19 protein-coding genes and 1 riboswitch are annotated in these 21,138 nt (G+C 43.5%); of the genes, 2 read left to right on the forward strand and 17 right to left on the reverse strand.

What is annotated here, in order from left to right; translation table 11 throughout:
* Positions 1-26: 26 nt before the first annotated feature.
* From ACHOLT_RS01540 to argC, 4 genes are all read right to left on the reverse strand, one after another.
* On the reverse strand, positions 27-1,226 hold the full coding sequence (locus tag ACHOLT_RS01540; RefSeq protein WP_425805316.1) for an aspartate aminotransferase family protein: 1,200 nt from the start codon (positions 1,224-1,226) through the stop codon (positions 27-29).
* Between the two features lie 65 nt (positions 1,227-1,291).
* Positions 1,292-2,185, reverse strand: coding sequence for an acetylglutamate kinase (argB, locus tag ACHOLT_RS01545; RefSeq protein WP_425805317.1), 894 nt, complete (start codon positions 2,183-2,185; stop codon positions 1,292-1,294).
* Positions 2,186-2,206: 21 nt separating this feature from the next.
* Positions 2,207-3,463, reverse strand: coding sequence for a bifunctional glutamate N-acetyltransferase/amino-acid acetyltransferase ArgJ (gene argJ / locus ACHOLT_RS01550; RefSeq protein ID WP_425805319.1), 1,257 nt, complete (start codon positions 3,461-3,463; stop codon positions 2,207-2,209).
* A gap of 57 nt (positions 3,464-3,520) precedes the next feature.
* Positions 3,521-4,546: an N-acetyl-gamma-glutamyl-phosphate reductase gene (gene argC, locus ACHOLT_RS01555; RefSeq protein WP_425805320.1), complete on the reverse strand. Its 1,026-nt coding sequence runs from the start codon at positions 4,544-4,546 to the stop codon at positions 3,521-3,523.
* Positions 4,547-4,706: 160 nt separating this feature from the next.
* Between argC and ACHOLT_RS01560 the strand changes: the two genes are divergently transcribed.
* Both ACHOLT_RS01560 and ACHOLT_RS01565 read left to right on the forward strand, forming a co-directional pair.
* Positions 4,707-5,471, forward strand: a complete 765-nt coding sequence (locus ACHOLT_RS01560) for a threonine/serine exporter family protein (protein WP_425805321.1) — start codon at positions 4,707-4,709, stop codon at positions 5,469-5,471.
* A 10-nt stretch (positions 5,472-5,481) separates the two neighbouring features.
* The gene (locus tag ACHOLT_RS01565; RefSeq protein WP_425805322.1) at positions 5,482-5,937 is read left to right on the forward strand and encodes a threonine/serine exporter family protein; all 456 of its coding nucleotides are present in this window, start codon (positions 5,482-5,484) and stop codon (positions 5,935-5,937) included.
* A 70-nt stretch (positions 5,938-6,007) separates the two neighbouring features.
* On the opposite strand, the gene ACHOLT_RS01570 is transcribed toward ACHOLT_RS01565, so the two are convergent.
* The 13 genes from ACHOLT_RS01570 to ACHOLT_RS01630 all read right to left on the reverse strand — a co-directional run bounded on the left by ACHOLT_RS01570 (position 6,008) and on the right by ACHOLT_RS01630 (position 21,084).
* Positions 6,008-7,174, reverse strand: a complete 1,167-nt coding sequence (locus tag ACHOLT_RS01570) for a M20 family metallopeptidase (protein WP_425805323.1) — start codon at positions 7,172-7,174, stop codon at positions 6,008-6,010.
* Positions 7,175-7,261: 87 nt separating this feature from the next.
* The gene (locus ACHOLT_RS01575) at positions 7,262-7,666 is read right to left on the reverse strand and encodes a hypothetical protein (RefSeq protein WP_425805324.1); all 405 of its coding nucleotides are present in this window, start codon (positions 7,664-7,666) and stop codon (positions 7,262-7,264) included.
* Complete coding sequence (locus ACHOLT_RS01580) at positions 7,626-8,198, reverse strand: RNA polymerase sigma factor (protein WP_425805325.1); 573 nt, start codon at positions 8,196-8,198, stop codon at positions 7,626-7,628. The genes ACHOLT_RS01575 and ACHOLT_RS01580 overlap by 41 nt, the downstream gene beginning before the upstream one ends.
* A gap of 254 nt (positions 8,199-8,452) precedes the next feature.
* Entirely contained in the window at positions 8,453-9,097 is a 645-nt protein-coding gene (locus ACHOLT_RS01585; protein ID WP_425807844.1) for a 3-oxoacid CoA-transferase subunit B, read from the reverse strand.
* Positions 9,098-9,107: 10 nt separating this feature from the next.
* Positions 9,108-9,779, reverse strand: coding sequence for a CoA transferase subunit A (locus tag ACHOLT_RS01590; RefSeq protein WP_425805327.1), 672 nt, complete (start codon positions 9,777-9,779; stop codon positions 9,108-9,110).
* Positions 9,780-9,871: 92 nt separating this feature from the next.
* Positions 9,872-11,275: a short-chain fatty acid transporter gene (locus ACHOLT_RS01595; RefSeq protein WP_425805328.1), complete on the reverse strand. Its 1,404-nt coding sequence runs from the start codon at positions 11,273-11,275 to the stop codon at positions 9,872-9,874.
* 492 nt (positions 11,276-11,767) lie between these two features.
* On the reverse strand, positions 11,768-12,946 hold the full coding sequence (locus ACHOLT_RS01600; protein ID WP_425805329.1) for an acetyl-CoA C-acetyltransferase: 1,179 nt from the start codon (positions 12,944-12,946) through the stop codon (positions 11,768-11,770).
* Positions 12,947-12,986: 40 nt separating this feature from the next.
* Positions 12,987-14,168 (reverse strand): acetyl-CoA C-acetyltransferase, encoded by a 1,182-nt coding sequence (locus ACHOLT_RS01605; RefSeq protein ID WP_425805330.1) that lies wholly within the window; start codon positions 14,166-14,168, stop codon positions 12,987-12,989.
* A 234-nt stretch (positions 14,169-14,402) separates the two neighbouring features.
* Positions 14,403-16,379, reverse strand: coding sequence for a methyl-accepting chemotaxis protein (locus tag ACHOLT_RS01610; protein ID WP_425805331.1), 1,977 nt, complete (start codon positions 16,377-16,379; stop codon positions 14,403-14,405).
* An 85-nt stretch (positions 16,380-16,464) separates the two neighbouring features.
* Positions 16,465-16,548: riboswitch (cyclic di-GMP riboswitch) on the reverse strand.
* Positions 16,549-16,577: 29 nt separating this feature from the next.
* Positions 16,578-17,963 (reverse strand): sigma-54-dependent transcriptional regulator, encoded by a 1,386-nt coding sequence (locus ACHOLT_RS01615; protein ID WP_425805332.1) that lies wholly within the window; start codon positions 17,961-17,963, stop codon positions 16,578-16,580.
* A gap of 15 nt (positions 17,964-17,978) precedes the next feature.
* Positions 17,979-19,793: a two-component system sensor histidine kinase AtoS gene (gene atoS, locus ACHOLT_RS01620; protein ID WP_425805334.1), complete on the reverse strand. Its 1,815-nt coding sequence runs from the start codon at positions 19,791-19,793 to the stop codon at positions 17,979-17,981.
* A gap of 272 nt (positions 19,794-20,065) precedes the next feature.
* Positions 20,066-20,506, reverse strand: coding sequence for an endolytic transglycosylase MltG (locus tag ACHOLT_RS01625; protein ID WP_425805335.1), 441 nt, complete (start codon positions 20,504-20,506; stop codon positions 20,066-20,068).
* Positions 20,503-21,084: a sigma-70 family RNA polymerase sigma factor gene (locus ACHOLT_RS01630; RefSeq protein WP_425805336.1), complete on the reverse strand. Its 582-nt coding sequence runs from the start codon at positions 21,082-21,084 to the stop codon at positions 20,503-20,505. The genes ACHOLT_RS01625 and ACHOLT_RS01630 overlap by 4 nt, the downstream gene beginning before the upstream one ends.
* Between the last annotated feature and the right edge of the window lie 54 nt (positions 21,085-21,138).

Here is a 21,138-nt window from a genome sequence, read left to right on the forward strand (position 1 = left end):
CTCAGTATTTGATCAATAAAATTTTTTTACCAAAGTGAAGAAAAAACGTCATCAAGAATTTTTACAGCCCGATCGATTTCTTCATAGCTCACATTGATCGGAGGCACAAAACGAAGGGCTTTTCCCCCTGCAAAATTGATCAGCAAGCCTTTTTCACGGCAGGCATTCACAGTCTCAGGACCCAGCTTAGCAAGAGGCCATCCCAAAAGAAAGCCGATTCCCCGAACAGGCTCACCTGTCTGATATTTATCCGCTAACTTCTGCAATTCCGCTTTAAAATACGCAGCATGTTCCTGTACATCTTCGAAGAAGCCTTCTTCCAGCATTACCTTAAGGACCGCACATCCGGCTGCAGTCGCCAAAGGATTCCCGCCAAAGGTTGAAGCATGATCCCCTGGTTTAAAGGCTGATGCAACCTCGTCCTTAGCAAGCATTGCTCCAATCGGAACTCCTCCCCCTAAGGCTTTGGCAAGGGTCATAATATCCGGTTTTACGCTGCTCCATTCATGAGCAAAGAGCTTACCCGTCCGTCCAACGCCTGTCTGGACTTCATCAAAGATAAGAAGTGCCCCTTTCTCATCACAGAGTTTCCGAGCGGTTTGCAAGAAATCGAGTTCAGCCGGAATGATGCCTCCCTCGCCTTGAATGGGTTCAATAATCACTGCTGCTGTTTTATCGGTGATCTTCTGCTTAAGATCGTCCGGATTATTCAGTTCGGCATAAGCAAATCCTTCCGGCAAAGGCTCATATCCTGCCTGATATTTCGTCTGTCCTGTCGCCGTCAAGGTCGCTAAAGTCCGGCCGTGGAATGAATTCTTCAGGGATAAAATCTCGTATTTTTCATTCCCGTAATGCGCTTTAGCATATTTTCGCGCGAGTTTAATCGCTCCTTCATTCGCTTCCGCGCCGCTGTTGCAGAAAAAAACCTTATCGGCAAACGAATTTTCCACTAAAAGCTTTGCCAAGTGAATCTGGTTGGGAATCCAGTATAAATTCGAGGTATGCAAGATCTCCTCAGTTTGCTTCTGAATGGCCTTCACCACTTCAGGATGCTTATGCCCTAAGGAATTCACCGCAATCCCGCTGACAAAGTCCAAATATTTATTTCCTTCCACATCCCAAACCCAAGATCCTTCGCCTTTTACCAGGGCCATCGGCAAGCGGCCGTACGTATTCATGACGACAGCCTGACCTTCCTGGATCAATTTCTCTGTTTCCGTGCTCATCATCATTTCCCCTTTCCGTTTGACTATTATCTTCTACCCGTCTGTCTTCTAGTATAGTTTTGTCTTTATACAATCATTGTACCAATTCCGCCGTCTGTAAACAGTTCAAGCAGAATTGCATGGGGTAAGCGTCCATCAAGAATATGAACACTTCCCACGCCGCCTTGGAGGGCTCCCAATGCGCATTCGACTTTAGGTATCATCCCGCCCGTAAGAATTTCTTCTTCGACCAGCTGGGGAACATCTTCCTGTTTTACGATCGAAATGAGCGAGTCAGGGTTATGAACATCCTTTAAAACCCCGCGTACATCGGTAAGCAATAGGAACTTATCCGCTTTCAAGGCTTCCGCTACCTTGCCGGCAGCCGTATCTGCATTGATATTATAACTTTCGCCATCTTCTCCTCCCGCTAAGGGAGAAATGACCGGGATATATCCTTGATCGAGTAAAGATTCAACAATTCCCGGAGAAACGTTTTCAATTTCCCCAACAAATCCCAGGTCAACCTCTTCTAATTGACCTTCCGTATTCTGCACCTTGAGCGGTTTTTTTACGGCTTGTAAAAGCTGAGCATCTTTGCCGGATAACCCAACGGCTTTGCCGCCAAAACGGTTAAGCAGGGAAACAATTTCAGTGTTCAGCTTGCCCACCAAAACCATGGCCGCAATTTCCATCGTTTCCTCATCGGTCACACGAAGCCCTCGAATGAACTGGCTTTCCTTCCCAACCCGTTTAAGCATCGTGTTGATTTCAGGCCCTCCGCCGTGAACAATCACAGGGCGAATTCCGACAGAGTGGAGCAGCAGCACATCAAGCATAACCGATTCTTTTAAGTTTTGATCGAGCATGGCATGCCCGCCATATTTAATGACCATTGTCTTCCCGGCAAATTTCTGGATATAGGGCAAAGCCTCTATTAAAATCCTCGCTTTGTCTATTCCTTGATCTAACGGTGTCATTTCCTTCCTTCCCTCTTTCTCTCAGGTTCTATAATCTCCATTAATCGTCACGTATTCATGGGTTAAATCACAGCCCCAAGCCGTTGCCTCCGCCTCTCCATCCTCAAGCAGGAGAGAAATCTTGATATCTTTTTGTGAGAGAACTGCTTTAGCCTCTTCCTCCGAAAAATTGACGCCTTTTCCGTTCTTGGCGACCTGAACATCTCCCAAATAAATCGTCACCTTGGCAGGATCAAACCTAGCTTCGGAATAACCGGCTGCGCAGAGAATCCGCCCCCAGTTGGCATCTTCACCAAACATTGCGGTTTTGACTAAGCTCGAACCGCATATCGACTTGGCAATCCTCCGCGCATCCTCGGAGGATTCAGCCCCAGTCACTTGAACCTCAAGGAATTTGGTCGCTCCTTCCCCATCCCTTGCAATCTCTTTTGCAAGACGAATACAAAAGACTTTAACCATCTCCTGAAAAGCAGCCCATTCCTCCCCTTCAGGAGTTACTCCTGATTCTCCGTTGGCCAGAAACAAGACCATATCGTTTGTACTCGTATCGCCATCAACCGTCACCATATTAAAGCTTACATCGACAGATTGTCTCAGAAGTTCCTGTAACTGGGCTGCGGAGAGCTTTGCATCTGTAGTTAAGAATCCGAGCATCGTTCCCATATTCGGATGAATCATTCCGGAACCCTTAGCAATTCCGCCGAGGTGAATCACCCCGTTGCGGCAAGGAAGTTCACAGGCAAATTCCTTTACCAGTGTATCCGTTGTCATAATGGCTAGAGCAGCTTGATGGGCGTGCTCGATTTTTTCTTGAGCCGTCCAACTCTGTCCGCCTTTCGTTGCGCCGAAATCTTGGGCAGCCTTCGTAATACCCTGGGTTACACGTTCCACGGGCATTTCGACACCAATTACCCCTGTTGAAGCTACAAGAACGTCTTCCGCCTTCAGCCCCAATTCTGAAGCCGCAATCTTCGCCATGACCTCAGCTGCCCTATCTCCAGGCTCACCGACACAAGCATTTGCATTTCCGCTATTTGCGACAATGGCTTGAGCAAGGCTGTTTGCCAGGTGTTTTTGGGTAAGCAGCAAGGGGTGAGCTTTTACCTTATTTCGGGTAAAAACTCCGGCTGCTTGAGCCGGAACACGAGAATAAATCAGCGCTACATCGTATTTGTCTTTATACTTAATTTCCGCCATAGTTCCAGTGGCTTGAAAGCCTTGAGGCGCTCCTACTCCGCCGTCAATCCACTTCCAGGGCGAGTTTTTCTCACTGCACATCCAGTTCACCAACCTCTTTTTTGAAATAAACATAATTAGTTTCAGTTTAGTAAAATCTTACGGCCAAAGTGCCCGGCCGCCTAAACCCTTGTTCTCCGGCAAGCCAAAGAGAATATTCATATTTTGAACAGCCTGCCCCGCTGCCCCTTTAACAAGATTGTCAATAGCACTGATCAGAACGACCCGGCCGGTGCGTTTATCATATTTCTGTTGTAGAAACACATGATTGCTTCCAAGTGCAAACTTCGTTTGCGGCAAAATTCCTTGAGGAAGAATATGAATAAATTCTTCCCCCTCATATGCTTCTTCCCAACATTCGCGGAGAGCACCTTCCGAAACTCCTTCTTCAACCTGAGCATAAATCGTCGCCAGAATTCCGCGAATCATGGGTACGAGATGCGGAGTGAAACTGAGCATAAATGATTGCCCTGCTGCACGGGATAGCTGCTGCTCAATTTCAGGCGTATGACGATGCTCGGCAACTCCATAGGCCTTAAAGTTTTCATGAACTTCACTGAAATGATTTCCCAATGAAGCTTTACGTCCGGATCCAGACACCCCGGACTTTGCATCAATAATAATGGAATTCACCTTAACCAATTTATTTTTGACAAGAGGTGCTAAAGCCAAAATCGAGGCTGTTGGATAACAGCCGGGATTTGCTACAAGCACCTTCCCTTGAATCTCTTGACGATAAAGTTCCGGCAGTCCGTAAACCGCTTGCGGGATCAATTCCGGAGCAGGGTGTTTTACTTTATACCAAGCTTCGTACACTTCCGGATCCTTAAGCCGGAAATCTGCACCCAAATCAATCACTTTAATTCCGCGTTCCAACCACTCCGCCGTCCGGGAAGCGGTTAAACCATGAGGAAGTGCACAAAATAAAACATCAACATCCGGAACCTGTTCATCCGCTAATTTTCCCAAAGGTGTTCCCATAAACTGAGGAAACATTTCATTATAGGTTTCCCCCGCCGAACTGGAAGAACCCAAAAATTCGATTTGTGCCTCAGGATGTTGCTCTAAAAGGCGTACAAGTTCCTGACCTGTATAGCCTGTTGCCCCCAAAATTCCAACTTTCAAAACGATAGCCCCCTTGTATCCCTTTCCTCTTCGTCATTACATTTTAATAATTATACATTTACGCGCATAAACATTCAACACTTTCCTCAATTTTTATCTCTAATTAACTCAGTCTCTTTGTGGTATGATAAGGTCATAGAAAATAGGATGGAGGAATATTGTGGTCGCCCCAATTACAGATATAATGGAAGTTTGTTTGTTGGCAGGAAAAGTTATGCTTCAAAGCGGAGCTGAAACCTATCGCGTTGAAGATACCATGAACCGGATTGCTCAAGCTTGTGCTATCTATGAAACGCATAGTTATGTTACTCCAACCGGGATCTTTCTTTCCATCCAGGGTGAACACCGCGAAGCCGAACAAACTAAATTCCTGCGTATTTCCGAACGATTGATTGACTTAAATAAAATCGCTTTAGTTAATGATATCTCCCGAAAGCTGAGTATGGGAAATATAACGCTTGCTGAAGCCTACTTAAATCTGCGTGAAATTGATCAGGCTAAACCTTTATATTCAACCAAGCTGCAAATCCTTTGTGCTGCAGTCGCCAGCGGTTTTTTCTCCATGATGTACGGAGGATCTTGGCTCGATTTTTCTTTTGCTTTTCTGACTGGAGGGATTGGTTATCTCGTCTATATCAATACGAATAAAATGGTCAAAGTTAAATTTTTTTCAGAAGTTCTAGCCTCCTTTATTATTGGAGCTATTTCTTATTTTTTCTACCATCTTGTCCCAAACTCGCACGTTGATAAAATTATTATTGGCTCGATCATGCCCCTTGTTCCCGGTGTGCTTATTACCAATGCCGTTCGAGACCTGATGGCTGGAGATCTTGTTTCCGGGTTAGCCCGCAGTGCTGAAGCCTTTTTTACGGCGTTAGCCGTCGGTACAGGAGTTGCTGTCATCCTTACCTTGCTGAGTTCATAATAAGGAGCGGATGCCCGTGAATTTAACTGCATTTTATACAAGTTTTTTTTCCACAATGGCCTTTGGAATTCTTTTTAATGTTCCTCGCCGGCTTTTACCCAGCGGAGGCTTAATCGGCATGCTTGGCTGGGTCATTTATACTTTCCTCATGGAATTGCCCCGGTTCAATATGGCTTCGGCAACACTCGCTGCCGCATTTACGATTGCTACACTCAGTCAATTTTTAGCCCGCTATCATAAAATGCCGGCTACCCTCTTCAGTATCAGCGGAATCATCCCATTAGTTCCCGGCGGCCTAGCCTATGATACCATTCGTGAATTCATGGCAAATAATTATGCTGAAGGGATACAGCTTGGAACTAAAACCCTGGTCATTGCCGGTGCCATCGCCTTTGGACTTATTTTATCCGGTGTGCTTTCCGATAGCTTACACCGCTTTAAACACCCGCTGAAAAACAACAGCTAAAACATACGATAAAGGGAACGTTCAAAATTAATTCTCCGGAACGTCCCCTTTTTTATAGGTTTTTGCTTACCTAATAACTTTGGCAAAATTCCCGCTTTATTTTCTGTAAAAGCTTGGGGTTGCTTAGAATATCCCAACCCGTAAAAGCTAAAGACTGAATTGCCAGCAGGAGCACCTCTTCCCCTGCCGGAGAAAGAGCAGCCTCGCTAAAACCGCGAGTATGCGGAATATCCATTCCTCTTCCTAAAGCAAGATACGGATGAATTGCCGGAACGACACGGCTTACATTGCCCATATCCACTGAACCCATAGCAACCTGCGGCGGAGATATCCTCTTAATTCCTAATTCACGCAGGTTTTGAGCGAAAGTTTCTGCCATCGTCCGATTCGTCAGCATATCATCATATGAAAATTCGAACTTACGCCAGGCGACTTGAGCCGAGACCTTTGACGCAGCTTCTTTTGCACAGCGAATAACCTTCTCCTGCAATTCATCTAAAACTTTTCGACGGCGTGCTCTTAAGTAAAAACGAGCGACTGCCCTCTCGGGAATTATATTCGGGGCCGTTCCTCCTTCAGTTATGATCCCGTTAATCCGAGCATCCTCCGGAATCCTTTTTTTTAACGTATTAACATTATTAAAAAAATCAATTAATGCATCCAGTGCATTAACACCATATTGAACAGCCGCAACTGAATGTGCCGGACGTCCCAAAAATGTAAACTCAAGAGCATCCAGCGCTAGAGTTGAGATTTCCGGTACATGCTGGCTTCCCGGATGAAACATCATCGCGGCATTGACATGATCAAAAACGCCTTTCTCAACTAAAATTACCTTGGCTCCGCTCGTTTCTTCAGCAGGACTTCCAATAACCCAAACTTCACCGCAAAGCTCCGGACTTTTGCTTAAAACAACTGCAGCTCCCGCACTTGCTGCCCCTATTAAATTATGTCCACATCCGTGACCCACCCCGGGCAGGGCATCATACTCTGCTAAATATGCAATGATGGGGCCCGGTCTTTTTCCCCGGTAGCGAGCAATAAAAGCTGTCTCCAATCCAGCAACAGAAGGTTCAATTTCAAAACCATGACTGCTTAAAAAATGGGTTAACACTTTAACTGCATAAAACTCTTGATAGCCTAATTCCGGATTTTCCCCGATTTCACGGGCTGCCTCCCAGGCCTCTTCACTCAAATTCTGGGCCTGATCTTTAAAGAACTTTTTGACTGCGTCCATGGAGCCTTCCCATCTCTTTCCTCTCTCATCGCTCTTTATCTTTTTTATTTAAAGTTTTGGTAAAAAACTCGGCAAATGCCGAGCCTTTTAATCTTTTATGAACATCTTATGATGTATTCCGTCAAATAGAACCCAGGAAAAGGCGATCCCTAAAAAGGACCAGACATATTGCTGCCAAAGTAACTCTAAACCAACACGAAGGCGGCCAAACGCCTTTACGTCTTCCATGAATGCGCTTAATATATTTATATATTCACGGACCAACCAGTTCCCTTCGAACCAAATAAGACTGAAAAACCCTATGCCGGCAAACAGGAAAAGAGCCAGAAGCAGCAATCCCCACTTCCGCCGCTGTGTTCTAAGAATCTTTGCTTGAAAATCCATCGGTTTTGCAAGAATCTGATTCATTATTCCCATTTTCATCTGTTGTAGGGAATCTTCATTAATGGGTTCATCCCGAAATAATCGGTTCAACATGTCCATTTCCTGCATTAATGCCCCTCCTTTCCATGATCTGACGAAGTTTTTCTTTACCGCGATATAAATGATTTTTAACAGAACTTACAGGGATATCAAGAACTAAACTGATCTCTTCATAAGATAATTCCTGGTGATATCTCAGATAAAGGACTTGCCTGTAATGCTCCGGAAGTTCCTCAAGTATCCCTTGCACCTCGTTCTTCCGTTCCTTGATCAGCCAAGCTTCCTCCGGCCCTTCCTTCTGATCAGCCCAGTTTTCATCAAAGGCCAAGGATACTTCATTATTTCTCTTCCTCATCTGGTCAATGGCCTTATTTCTCGCGATTGCATAAAGCCATGCCCTAAAGGTATATTTCGGCGAATACCTCCAGAGATTGCGATAAGCGGCAAGAAAAGCTTCCTGGGTACAATCCATAACTTCTTCTTCATTGCGCAAAATTCCGCGCAGAAAATTAATTAACGGTTTCTGATATCGTTCTACGAGGTACTCATAATATTCATGTTTCCCGGAAAGGACCTGTCGAATCAGATCCATGTCTTCCATCTCTTAAGCCGCTCCTATCTACTTGCTTTTTTTCCTTTAATGTATACGTAAATACTCCCTTAAAAGTTTCACTTAGATACTAAGTAGATATTCATCTTTATTTTAAGGGGCGGGCTTTAATTTGGCAAGATCATACAAATGAGCCCGACCTTTCGGTCAGGCTCTCATCCACAATAATATTTAACCTATTATTAGGGTAATACCCGTAAGAGTTCTTAACATTTTATTGTTATTGATACCCTTCGTCTTCTTCTCTATGCAGTTTCTAATTCTGATACTGTGCCATCTAATAATGTCGGTTCTGTAGCAGCCTGCACTTCCTCAAAGGTAAGTCCTGGAGCAATCTCCTTAAGCAGAAGGCCTTCTGGAGTTACTTCGATAACACCCATTTCCGTGATAATTAAATTAACTTGCTTAGAAGCTGTAAGCGGCAAAGTGCATTTCTTTAATATTTTTTTGTCGCCTTTTTTCGTACAATGCTCCATCATAACAATAACGCGTTGAGCACCTACGACCAAATCCATAGCGCCGCCCATTCCCGGAACCATTTTTCCAGGAACCATCCAGTTTGCAAGATTACCTTCTTCGTCGACTTCCAGTGCACCAAGAACCGTTACATCAACATGCCCTCCACGAATAATCCCAAAAGACGTAAAGCTATCGAAGGTACATCCGCCAGCTAGAATACTCGATTTTTGCCCGCCTGCGTTAACAATATCCCTATCTTCCACTCCTGCTTCAGGAGTTGGCCCTATGCCTAAAAAACCATTTTCGGATTGGAGAATAATATTGACCCCTTCGGGCAAATAGTTAGCAACTTTCGTCGGCATACCAATACCAAGGTTAACGACATCACCATTTTTAAATTCTTGAGCTACGCGTTTAATGAGCCATTCCATCCGTTGTTCCTTATCCAACTTTCTCCACCTCCTTAGGTACAAGTACGAGATAATCAACAAAGATCCCTGGGGTATGGATTTCATCCGGTTTAATTTCGCCTGCTTCTACAATTTCTTCAACCTCAGCAATGACAACTTTTCCAGCTGTAGCCATAATAGGATTAAAATTGCGTGCAGAACCGTGATAGACTAAATTCCCCGCTATATCGGCTTTCTTTGCTTTAATTAACGCAATATCAGCACTTATAGGCAATTCTAGAAGGAATTCTTGGCCTCCTACAACTATCTTTTGTTTTCCATCTTCAATAATTGTTCCAATTCCAGTTGGAGTTAAGACTCCGCCAAGTCCTGAACCAGCTGCTCTGATTTGCTCTGCAAGAGTTCCTTGCGGTACCAATTTAACTTCCATTTCGCCGGAGTTCATTTGATTTCCCGTTTCTTTGTTTGTACCAATATGGGTGGCAATGAGTTTCTTAATACGATGTTCTACTACGAGTTGTGATAGGGCGTCCCCTAAAATACCCGTATCATTGGAAATAAGGGTTAAATCTTTCGTCCCATTGAGACGAATAAGTTCCAATAGCTTATCCGGCGCTCCACACCCAATGAAGCCACCAACCATAATTGTTTTACCACTTTCGACTTTACTTGCCGCTTCTTCGGGGCTAATAATAACCGCCATTCAGCTTCAACCTCCTTATTACGCACTGGCGTCAATTATTATGGGGGGGACTTCAGATGGAGCAAAAACTCCATCTGAAGTTGTCCTTTTTTCTACATCATCGGTGGTACATAAGGAATCGTATAACCTAAGAGCCATACCATGATGATTACGACTGGAGTATGGAAGATAAGTTGTAGGAAAGAGAACCCTGCTAAGTCACGAGCTTTTACGCCCATAACACCCATCAAAGGAAGCATCCAGAATGGATTGATAAAATTCGGCAATGCTTCGGCAGCATTGTAAATCTGAACAACCCAACCCATGTTGAAATGCAATTGTTGCGCAGCAGATAGAATATATGGTGCTTCAACAACCCATTTTGCACCACCGGAAGGAAGCAGGAATCCAAGAAGTGCAGAGTAGACAGCTACAATCGGGGCAAAGGTGTGTTGAGTAGAGACAGAGACGAAGAAGTTCATAAGGACTTCATTAAGGCCGGAACCCATTAAAATTCCAAAAATACCCGAGTAAATTGGGAATTGAATGAGAACTGATCCGGTTGCAGGTACTGCTTTAGCACAAGCAACCAAGAATGCCTTAGGACTCTTATGAAGAATCATTCCTATCAGGAGGAACATTAAGTTATACGTATTTAGGTCAAGAGCAGCAATAGGACCTTTTTTACTGATAAGATCAACAAGATAAAGTCCACCCAGGATAACAATGATAATGGTTAAAATTGGGCTGTATTCTGGTTTTTCTCCTGGACGAGTGGCTTTTCCAATGACAATCCCATTATCGCCATAGGTAATACCGGCAGATTCTGCAGTCTTTGAATGTTTTCCGTCAGGTGCGGAAAAGTAGCAGATGGCTACAGAAAGGGCAATTAAGACAATAACCATAACCCCGCTTTGCCAGGTAAAAATCGTTTGGGTCAGGGGAATAACACCGCTGATTTTGTAAAGTGCAGCAGGCATTGATGATTTAGTCGCCATTTGTAAGCCCGCTGAAGAAGATAGACCTAAAGCCCAGATACTTCCTAATCCAAGATAACCCGCAGCGCCAAGTGCTCGATAGTCAACATCTTTAACTCTTTTACTGACTTCTTTAATCAAAACGCCACTGAAGATCAAGCTGAATCCCCAGCTCAGCAATGAAGCAACCATTGCGAAGAAAGCGACATAGGCTACCGCACCTTTTGCGGTTTTCGGAACCTCGGCTAATCTTTGAATTAACTTCGTAACAGGTTTGGACATTGCCACAACATAACCAGAAATAATAACGAAGGACATCTGCATCGTGAAGGGAATTAAACCCCAATAGTTAGAACCGAAATCAACGCCAATTTGCATTGGTGTCCGCCCCATCGCTAACGCAGCGATGGATACGAGTACAACGGCAAAAATTGCGAAAACGTAAGCATCCGGGAACCATTTTTCACTCCATTCGGCAAGAGCACCGCCCATGCGTTCCATAATATTGGGCTTTTGTTCTGGTTGAATTTGTAATGCCATTCGTATAAGTCCTCCTTCTATAAGATAAAGTTAATTAAAAAATGGATTAAAAAACCGATATTTTTGTTTCACCACCTTTCATCTTTTTATATAGCAATCGGTATGCCAGTTCTCAGAAATAAACTAAAAAAAAGAAAAGCCCGGGAAATACAGATCCCAGGCTGATTCTCGTCATTACATGCTTAATATGATCAGTCATTTGCGGAGTCAAAAGCTCATGATGGTGTGAAATGTTTTACTTTCCAGGTGCATAATCCTGCACACTCAAGAATCCTTATTCAGGCGCCAAGATACTGTCTCTAAAGCAATAGCTCATGATATTATTAAAGGCTACATTTTGGCCGCACTCTTAAGTCGTTTTCTCTTATCTCAATCATGCTTTTTTTGCCTAAACATACGGAAAAACCGCCTGAGATCTCATGATTTCAGGCGGTTTCTCCGGTCTGTGTATTCACACAGCCCCTTTGTTCCATGATCATAATATTCGGTACCCTAACGTTCCACAATCAAAGCAATACCCTGGCCGCCGCCAATACATAAAGTCGCTAAACCACGATGCGCTTCTTTGCGTTTCATTTCATAAAGCAAAGTAACTAAGATACGTGCTCCAGAGGCACCAATAGGATGTCCCATGGCAATAGCTCCCCCATTAACATTGGTCTTGTCCAAATCGAGTTCTAATTCCTTAGCCACTTCTAAGGTTTGCGCCGCAAATGCCTCATTGGCCTCGATGAGATCTATATCTCCCATCTTTATCCCCGCCTTGGCCAATACTTTTCGGCTGGCCGGGATTGGTCCGGTTCCCATGATTTTCGGATCGACACCTGCAGAAGCATAGGCTCGTATAGTTGCCATAGGAACAAGCCCTAACTCTTTAGCCTTCTCCTTCTCCATAACAACTACTGCTGCAGCGCCATCATTAACTCCGGAAGCATTTCCAGCCGTAACTGTTCCATCCTTTTTGAAGGCCGGCTTTAGCTTAGCCAAAGATTCATACGTTGCCCCAAAACGCGGGAACTCGTCCTGACTGATTACGATAGGCTCCCCCTTGCGTTGAGGAATACTGACGGGGATGATTTCTTCTTCAAACTTTCCTTCTTTAATAGCCTTTTCAGCTCGGTTCTGACTGCTGACAGAGTACTTATCTTGTTCCTCACGGGTAATATTAAATTGTTCTGCAACATTTTCAGCTGTTATACCCATATGGATGTTATCGAACGCATCCAGCAAACCATCTTTAAGGAGACTATCATAAATAACGTCATTACCCATACGATAACCGGTGCGTGCTTTCGGTAAAAGATAAGGAGCTAAGGACATGTTCTCCATACCGCCTGCAACGATAATATCAGCATCTCCCAGGAGGATGGACTGAGCCGCACAAATAATTGCCTTTAATCCGGAACCGCATAGCTTATTCATCGTCCATGCTGGAGTCTCCTGAGGAATACCTGCAAAAACAGCTGCCTGGCGGGCTGGATTTTCTCCTTGTCCCCCCTGTAATACATTCCCCATTATGACTTCTTCGACTTGTTCAGGAGTTATTCCCGCCCGGTTAATCGCTTCACGTATAGCCGCAGCACCAAGCTCCGCAGCTCTGGTTTGAGCAAATGCACCGTTGAAAGAACCGACAGGTGTCCGTACCGCGCTAACAATCACAGCTTCCCGCATTATTTTTCCTCCCATAATTCATTCAATTGGATAAAATGAACTATTTCCGTTCCACGATCATGGCAATACCTTGTCCGCCGCCGATGCAGAGAGTAGCTAAGCCCCGTTGAGCTTCATTCCGTTTCATTTCATGGAGTAATGTAACCAAAACACGTGCACCTGAAGCTCCAATTGGATGTCCTAAAGCGATAGCTCCACCGCTGATATTCGTTTTCTCCTGCTTAAGACCAAGCTCTTTGGCTACTTCTAACGTTTGTGAAGCAAACGCTTCATTTGCTTCAACTATATCAATATCATCAATCGTCAAGTTTGCTTTTTTTAATGCTTTACGGGATGCCGGAATAGGTCCAGTTCCCATAATAAGCGGGTCAACACCTGCTGAAGCCCAAGAGGTGATCACGGCCATTGGTTTAAGCCCGAGTTGTTCAGCCTTCTCTTTGCTCATAACCACAACAGCGGCAGCCCCATCATTAATACCCGATGCATTTGCTGCGGTTACTGTTCCGTCTTTTTTAAATGCTGGGCGCAGTTTCGCAAGTGATTCATAGGTCGCGCCAAAACGAGGGAATTCGTCCTGATTGACAACAATAGGATCTCCTTTACGTTGGGGAATAGTCACCGGTACAATTTCCTCGACAAAAGCGCCGGCTTTAATAGCCTCCTCTGCCCTGTTTTGACTTTGTACGGAATATTGATCTTGTGCCTCACGCGTAATACCGAACTGCTCAGCGATATTTTCGGCAGTTACACCCATGTGAATGTTATGGAAAGCATCGCTCAATCCATCATTGATCATCGTATCGACGATAGTATCATTGCCCATACGATAGCCTGTCCGAGCCTTGGGCAGGGCATAAGCAGACAGAGACATGCTTTCCATCCCTCCCGCAACAATTACATCGGCATCTCCCGCAATAATCGCCTGAGCAGCGCACACTACAGCTTTAAGGCCTGAACCGCATACTTTGCTCACCGTCCAAGATGGAATTTCTTGAGGAATTCCTGCTTTCATCGCAGCCTGGCGGGCAGGATTTTGACCTTTAGCCGCTGACAGAACATTACCCATAATGACCTCTTCCACATCGGCCGGAGCTATGCCTGCCATTTGAATAGCCTCTTTAATCACAATTGCACCTAAGTCTGCAGCCTCAACCTGACTAAGGGCTCCATTAAAAGAACCAATGGGTGTCCGAACAGCGCTGACGATAACAACATCTTTCATACTGAAGTTCCTCCTTATATTTTAGTCTGGACTGAAAACAACTCATCCATTTCCTTTCTAAAATACTTGCAAACTTCATGCCAGTCTTTACAAATACAATGATCCTTAACTTCAATACGTCAAAATGCCTATTCTCACGTTGTCTTTGAGGCCACCCTAACCTTCATGGGGCTTGATAAAGGATTACAAACCTGTGAAACAAATTCACGCTGCAGTGCAATAAACTGCGCACCCTTAGATTTTGAACTTTGTCACTGCCCTTTGCAATCTCTCAGCCATTGTACTGAGATCTTGGCTAGCACGGGCTATTTCCTGAACAAAAGCAAGTTGCTCTTCTGAAGATGCAGATACGGATTGAACATGTGCGACTGCATCCTTACTTACACCACTTAATCGGTCAATGGACATCGTGACACGCTCACTTTCCTGTGAAACGTGCTGTACCCTATCGTATAGTCCTTTGATCTGCTCGGAAATAGTATTAACAGAGAGTGATATCTCTGCAAAACTTTTAGCTGCAGTTCCAACCACTTCCGCCCCTGTCTCCACTTCTTTGGTCCCTTCAGTCATTGCCTGCACTGCCCGATCTGTATCCCCTTGAATTTCATGGATTAAACCCGTAATTTCTTTCGTTGCTTCTGCCGATTGCTCAGCTAACTTTCGCACTTCTTCTGCCACAACTGCAAACCCTCGCCCTTGTTCTCCTGCCCGTGCTGCTTCAATGGCCGCATTAAGTGCTAAAAGGTTGGTCTGTTGAGCAATTCCTGAAATAGCATCAACAATTTCTCCAATCTCGTTCGAACGATCACCCAGTTTAAGGACAAGATCAGCTGCTTGTGTAACTACATTTTGGATACGGTTCATTTGGTTCATGGCTTTACCAACAGCGTTGCTCCCCATTTGAGTTGCAAGTAAGGTTTTCTCCGAAAAATCCACAACTTGGTCCGTATTACGTGTCGCTTGTTCAATACTGTTTTGAATCCCGGTCATCGCTTGCAGGGCCTCATCGATTGTACTTAATTGATTCTCTGCACCGACGGAAACCTGGGATAGAGAGACCGCAATTTGGTCGCCTGCCTGTGCAGATTGTTCAGCACTTAGAGCCAGGTGTTCCGCTGAAGTGACGACCTGCCCTGATGATTCAGCAACATGTCCAACCAAAGCCTTTAGGTTCTGAACCATTGTTTGTAAAGCCTCGGCTAGACGACCAATCTCATTTTTAGAATTAATATTAACCTCAATTTGGCTTAAATCACCTTGAGCTACCTGTTCAGCCCTTACCTGAAGATTAGAAAGCGGCTTAGTAATCCGGTTTGTTAGAAAAACTAACGCAAGAATCGCAATCATAAGCAAAATAGCTGTTGTAATCACAGAAGTATAAGCAAGGGTTACTAAGGGACCTTTAAACTCTTCTGTGACAGCGTTAACACAGATAGACCAAGTAACACCTGGCACCCGTGTATAAGCAATCATCATGTCTGAGCCGTTGAGCTTAATATGAAATTCACTCGTTTCTCCCTTAAGCATCTTTTCAAATCCCGACTTGAGCATCGGATCAAGGGTTGAATCCTCCATGGGGTTATATTTCAGCACTTGTTCCGGCTTAGGATGGGCAATTGTCATGCCATTGCTTTGAAATAGTGTTGCATAGCCCGTTTGGCCTACTTTAATTTCCGTTACTCTGCGTGACAATTCATCCATTTTAACATTTCCGCCTAAGATAGCGACAATCTTATCATTTTGTTTAATGGGCACTGCAATAACAAATGCCATTTTTCCGTCGGCCTTCCCAATAAGAGGATTAGAAACAACGGTCTTTCCTGTTTTTAGGAGTTCTTGATAATAATCTCTTTCACTGATGCTTCCTGTAGTCCCTGCAGGCGAGTACCAATTTCCTTTTTCATCAGATAACCAAAACGTACTGAAATCAGGCAGACGTTTTAATTCTGTTCCAAGATAATTCTTTATTGCAGTCTGATCACCTGCGGCCATGACCGGAGCATTAGCGATAGTCTCTAACTCTCCCTTACGAAGACTAATCCATGCTCCTAAATCCTTGGCCGCACCTAGTGTTGTTGACGTCATTGTCTGATTAAGATCATTCATAATCACCTTTTGGGTATTGTTGTAATTAATAACTGCAAGAATGCTAAGGGTTAGTATGAGAATAACACCGATAAATGAAATAATTCCTGTTTTAATGCTTTTCAAAGCTATACCCCTTTCAATTAAAAAATTATATTTTAATTAAATTTTTGATAAAAAAACGCCATACCCTAAGGCATGACGGAACAGCTTCGGAAGCCTGGCAGTCATCACTTTATGTGGAAGACCCATAGCTTTGCGTCCATAGCTTTCGCTATGTTTGCCCTTATCACATCATATTTTTAACAGGTATACTCCCTATACTTAAGTCAAGTTATACTCTTGAATCTTATAAATTAAAGCCCGGCGAGAAATTTGCAAGAGTTTTGCGGCCTGTACCCGATTGCCGCCCGTATGACCAAGCGCTTCAACGATCTGCGCCTTCTCCGCTTCGTCTAGAACCTCGCGTAAGGATCGAAAATTCTCCTTTGAAAGATTTGTAGTCTGAAATCCCGTTCCCTGCATATTTAAATTGCTTGGCAGATTTTCCGGGAGTATGACTTTCGTATTACCCATAATCAATGCATGCTCAACTGCATTTTCCAATTCTCTTACATTACCCGGCCAAGAGTAATTGCGGAAAATCTGAATCACTTCCGGGGAGAAGAAAATATCCTCTCGCTGGGCCTCCAGTGAAAAACGTTTAAGAAAATGCTCTGCTAACAAGATAATATCGTCACCACGCTCACGCAAAGGCGGAAGGTGAATTGAGACAACATTGAGACGGTAGAAAAGGTCTGCCCGGAAGCGCTTTTCTGCAATTTCCGCAGAGAGATCGCGGTTGGTTGCTGCGATAACACGAACATTAGCTGTATAGGTTTGAGAGCCGCCTACCCTTTCAAATTCCCTCTCCTGAAGAACGCGTAAAAGTTTAACCTGCAAGTTAGGACTCATTTCCGCTATCTCATCTAAAAAAATCGTTCCCCCCTCAGCAAGTTCAAATTTACCCGCCTTTTGATTGATTGCGCCCGTAAAGGCACCCTTTTCATGACCAAATAATTCACTTTCTAATAAACCTTCAGGTATTGCTCCACAATTAACTTGGATAAAAGGCTTTTGCCAACGTTCACTGACATAGTGAATTGTTTTAGCAACCATACCTTTTCCCGTACCGCTGTCACCCGTAATGAGCACTGTCGCCTTAGAATTTGCAACTCGGCCGATGCTTTTATAGACTTCCTGAATCTTCGGACTTTCCCCAATCAATTTACATGGCCCAGTAGGCTCCTGGCTTAATGTTTGAACCTCCTGTGCGAGATACTGAACCTCTTTACTCAAATATAACATTCGGATAGCTCGGGCAATCAATATCTTAACTTCTTCTACACTAAACGGCTTAAGAACATAATCGAAAACTCCGCGTTTCATCGCTTCAACAGCAATTTCCGCTGTACTATAAGCTGTCATTAAAATCACAGGTAAGTCCGGCTTGTGTTTCTGTATTTCGTAGAAGACCTGGAGCCCATCAAGCTGCGGCATTCGGATATCCAATAAGGCGGCTCCATAATCCTTATTCAAAGCCATCTTTAAAGCATCAGCACCATTATCAACGGAATCAACTTTATAACCTTCTTTACGCAATACAGTTTCCAGAACGACACGCAAGCTTGGTTCATCATCAGCAATTAAAATATTTGCGTTTTCCAGCATATGCTTTCCCCCTACTTACGCTTCAGTTATATATGGTAAAAATAAAGTAAAAGTGGTTCCTGCTTCCTTTATACTTTCGACCGTAAGCTGCCCATGATGAATTTCTACAATCTTACTACTTACAGCTAGTCCTAAACCCGTTCCCCTATCCTTCGTTGTATAAAAAGGATCAAAAATTCGCTCTAAATTCTCAGGATCAATTCCACACCCCGTATCCATTACCTCAATTTCAATACCATTCTCTAGACCTCTCGTCCGAACTTTTACCTCTCCACCCTTGGGTGTCATTGCTTGCGCAGCATTAAGCAGCAAATTAACCAAGACTTGCTTGATCAGACCAGAATCAACGGTAATCATTCCAATATTTGAGTCTAATTCCTTATTCAAAACGACACATTCTTTTTTAAGACTCGGAGTGAGTAAATCAAGGGTCTCGGAAACCAGCTTATTGGGATCAGTTTGCGAAAGATAGTTCTTAGAGGGCTTAGCAAAGTAAAGAAGATCTTCTACAATCCTGTCTAAGCGAACAATCTCTTTGATAATGATATCGCCAAACACTCTCGAAGGACTATCCTCTGGTATTTCATCGATCAGAATTTCTGCGCTGCCTGAAATAGCCGTTAAAGGGTTGCGAATCTCATGAGCCACTCCTGCGGCTAATTCTCCCACTGCAGCCAAACGATCAATTCTCCGCACCCAATCTTCAAAGGCCTTTCGTTCCGATAAATCCTTAAACACAATAACCGTTCCTAAGATACTCTCTTTATTGCGCAGCGTAGATGTACTCACACTTAGAGGTACAGTACTCCCATCGTTGCGGTTTAAAATCACTTCATATCCGATAAAAGCCTTACCCGTTTCAAGCGTTTCCAAAATTAATTCTTGAAAGCTTACCTGTTCCGCTAAGAGTTCAGACCATTGTTTCCCGATCGCATCTTTCTTCAGACCACAGATTCTTTCCGCTGCACCGTTAATCTCTGTTAATTTCCCTTCATTATCAATAGTCATAACTCCATCAACCATACTTTCCATAATCACTTCAGTATGGGAACGCGATTTTTCTATACTTACGGCCATCTTATTAATCGCTGCTGTTATTTCACCAAGTTCACCTTCAGCCATCGGCATTCGGTATTCAATGTCGGATTGCAGACGCCGTAAACCCGCGATGATCTTTTGGACTGAAGATGAAACACTAGTGGCAAGGAGTAAGACCGTGATTAAACCGACAAATAGTGCCGTACCGAGAGTTAAATACATAACAATTTCCATAGTACGGATTTGATTATCTACATTTTCAGTCAGTTCGTTAGCCCAAGCATATCCAATAATTTGCCCATTACGCTCCAGCGGTACCATAGCATTCAATATACTTCCACGAACCATTTGTCCACGCACAGCTTTAGGATCTCCTTTAGCCATGACTTCCCGACCTTTATGATCCTGGGCTATAGAATTCCCTATTGTGTTTGAAAATTCGCTGCTCGGTCCATAGGTAATGATCGCATCCAGATCTTTCGAATAATAGCCTGCACCTACACCAGGATTAGCAGCAACAATCTTGTCCGTAATTGCCTTCAATTTAGAATTGAGAACCAAAATCTTTTGCTGCGTGGGTAATGCTTTTTCTTCATTGGATAGAAGGCTATTATAATCACCTATAAGATTAATATCGAGAGAGCGAGCAATACCAAATAATTTACTCTCCTTTTCAGCAATCAAAGTATGTTCCGCTCTTTGAATTAAAACGTAACCAGAGCCCAAGATAGGTATTGTAACCGCAAGTGTTAGGATGACTATTAGCCTTACACGTAAACTTAAACCTCGCATAGGGCCTCCTTATTGAAGTGATTAAATAGTAACTTCACTTAGTATGGATGCTCACTTTAACGTTTCTATAATATTTTTAGAATATATCGTTAATTTATGCAAAAACCGTACCACCTTTTCAGTCGATTACCATTAGCCTTAAATGGCCTATTTCCAGATCATTTAGAAAAATACTTTTAATATTAAAAAAATCAGATGTGCAAATTCTGCACACTGTGATAAAATCTGCGCAACTTGGTCCACTTAAAAAGAAGTTCCTCAAAGAAACTTCTTTATCGTATAAGCTGATTCACTAAATCTTCAAGAGAAAGCCCTGTCTGAAGTTCGTAACTTCCCGCTTTAAAACGGCTTTCTAACTTTTTGGCTTTAACAAATGCCATAAAATCTTCTTTTTTCTGAATTAACCCTTCGGTTTGCAAAAGCTGGGCAATCTTATCGGCACTTGTACCCGGTGATATCACAATATTCTTTTTAACCTGAGCTGCATTCTCCGAGGACGTTTTTTCTTGAGCATTTGCTGTTGTTTGCGCCGAGGATTCAGAAGTTTGATCCGGCGGGTTTTCTTTAACTGCTGTCGCCTTTGATGCAGCAGCGTCTGAACTGTTTTTATCCGCTAAAGTATTCGTAAATGCAGGAGGAAAGATAAGAAGAAGCAAAGCGCTTAAAATCAGGCCAGAACCTAATCCCAGCAAGTATTCGCGTGAAAACTTCATATCTGTCCACCTCTGGGATAGGTTTTCAATACCATGTTTACAGCATCTTGGCTAATTGCAAGATGGCCTGCAATCTCTAGGGTAGACCAGCCTTGTTCATGAAGTTCAATAACCCAGCGGTATTTATCCGGGAAAACTCGGAGATTAGATTTTAGTACATTTTCCGATTCTATTTCTACTTTTTTATCAACTTCTTCTTGTACGTCTTTTTCCACTTGAAGCGAATAGGGCTGTACTTGTTTTTCTTCAACCCAAGGCGCAAAGCTTTGTTTTTGCATATATTCCTGAGTTTTTATATTTGTAATCGTTTCCTTAATTTGCTCATTTTCCGTTTGAACTAGTTCTGCAGTCTTCTGATTTAAAACTTCGCGTTCTTGAATCAATTTTTCATGCTCTTCGATCCGCGCTTCTGTCTCCCGAAGTTCTGTACGTATATAAGAAATCTCCCGTTTCACCCCTGCTACCCCTTTTAGAGCAGCTATAAGTTCCGGACTCGTATTCGAAGGATTTCCTAAGCGCCAAGCTCCTATGAGAATGATTACTCCAAGTAAAAATAAAACCATTGGCATAAAGCTCATTATCTTTCCCCCTGCATTTCTCCCCAAACAACCTAATAATTTAATTATTCGGGA

The organism is Desulfitobacterium nosdiversum (assembly GCF_049860565.1).
Lineage (GTDB): Bacteria > Bacillota > Desulfitobacteriia > Desulfitobacteriales > Desulfitobacteriaceae > Desulfitobacterium_A > Desulfitobacterium_A nosdiversum.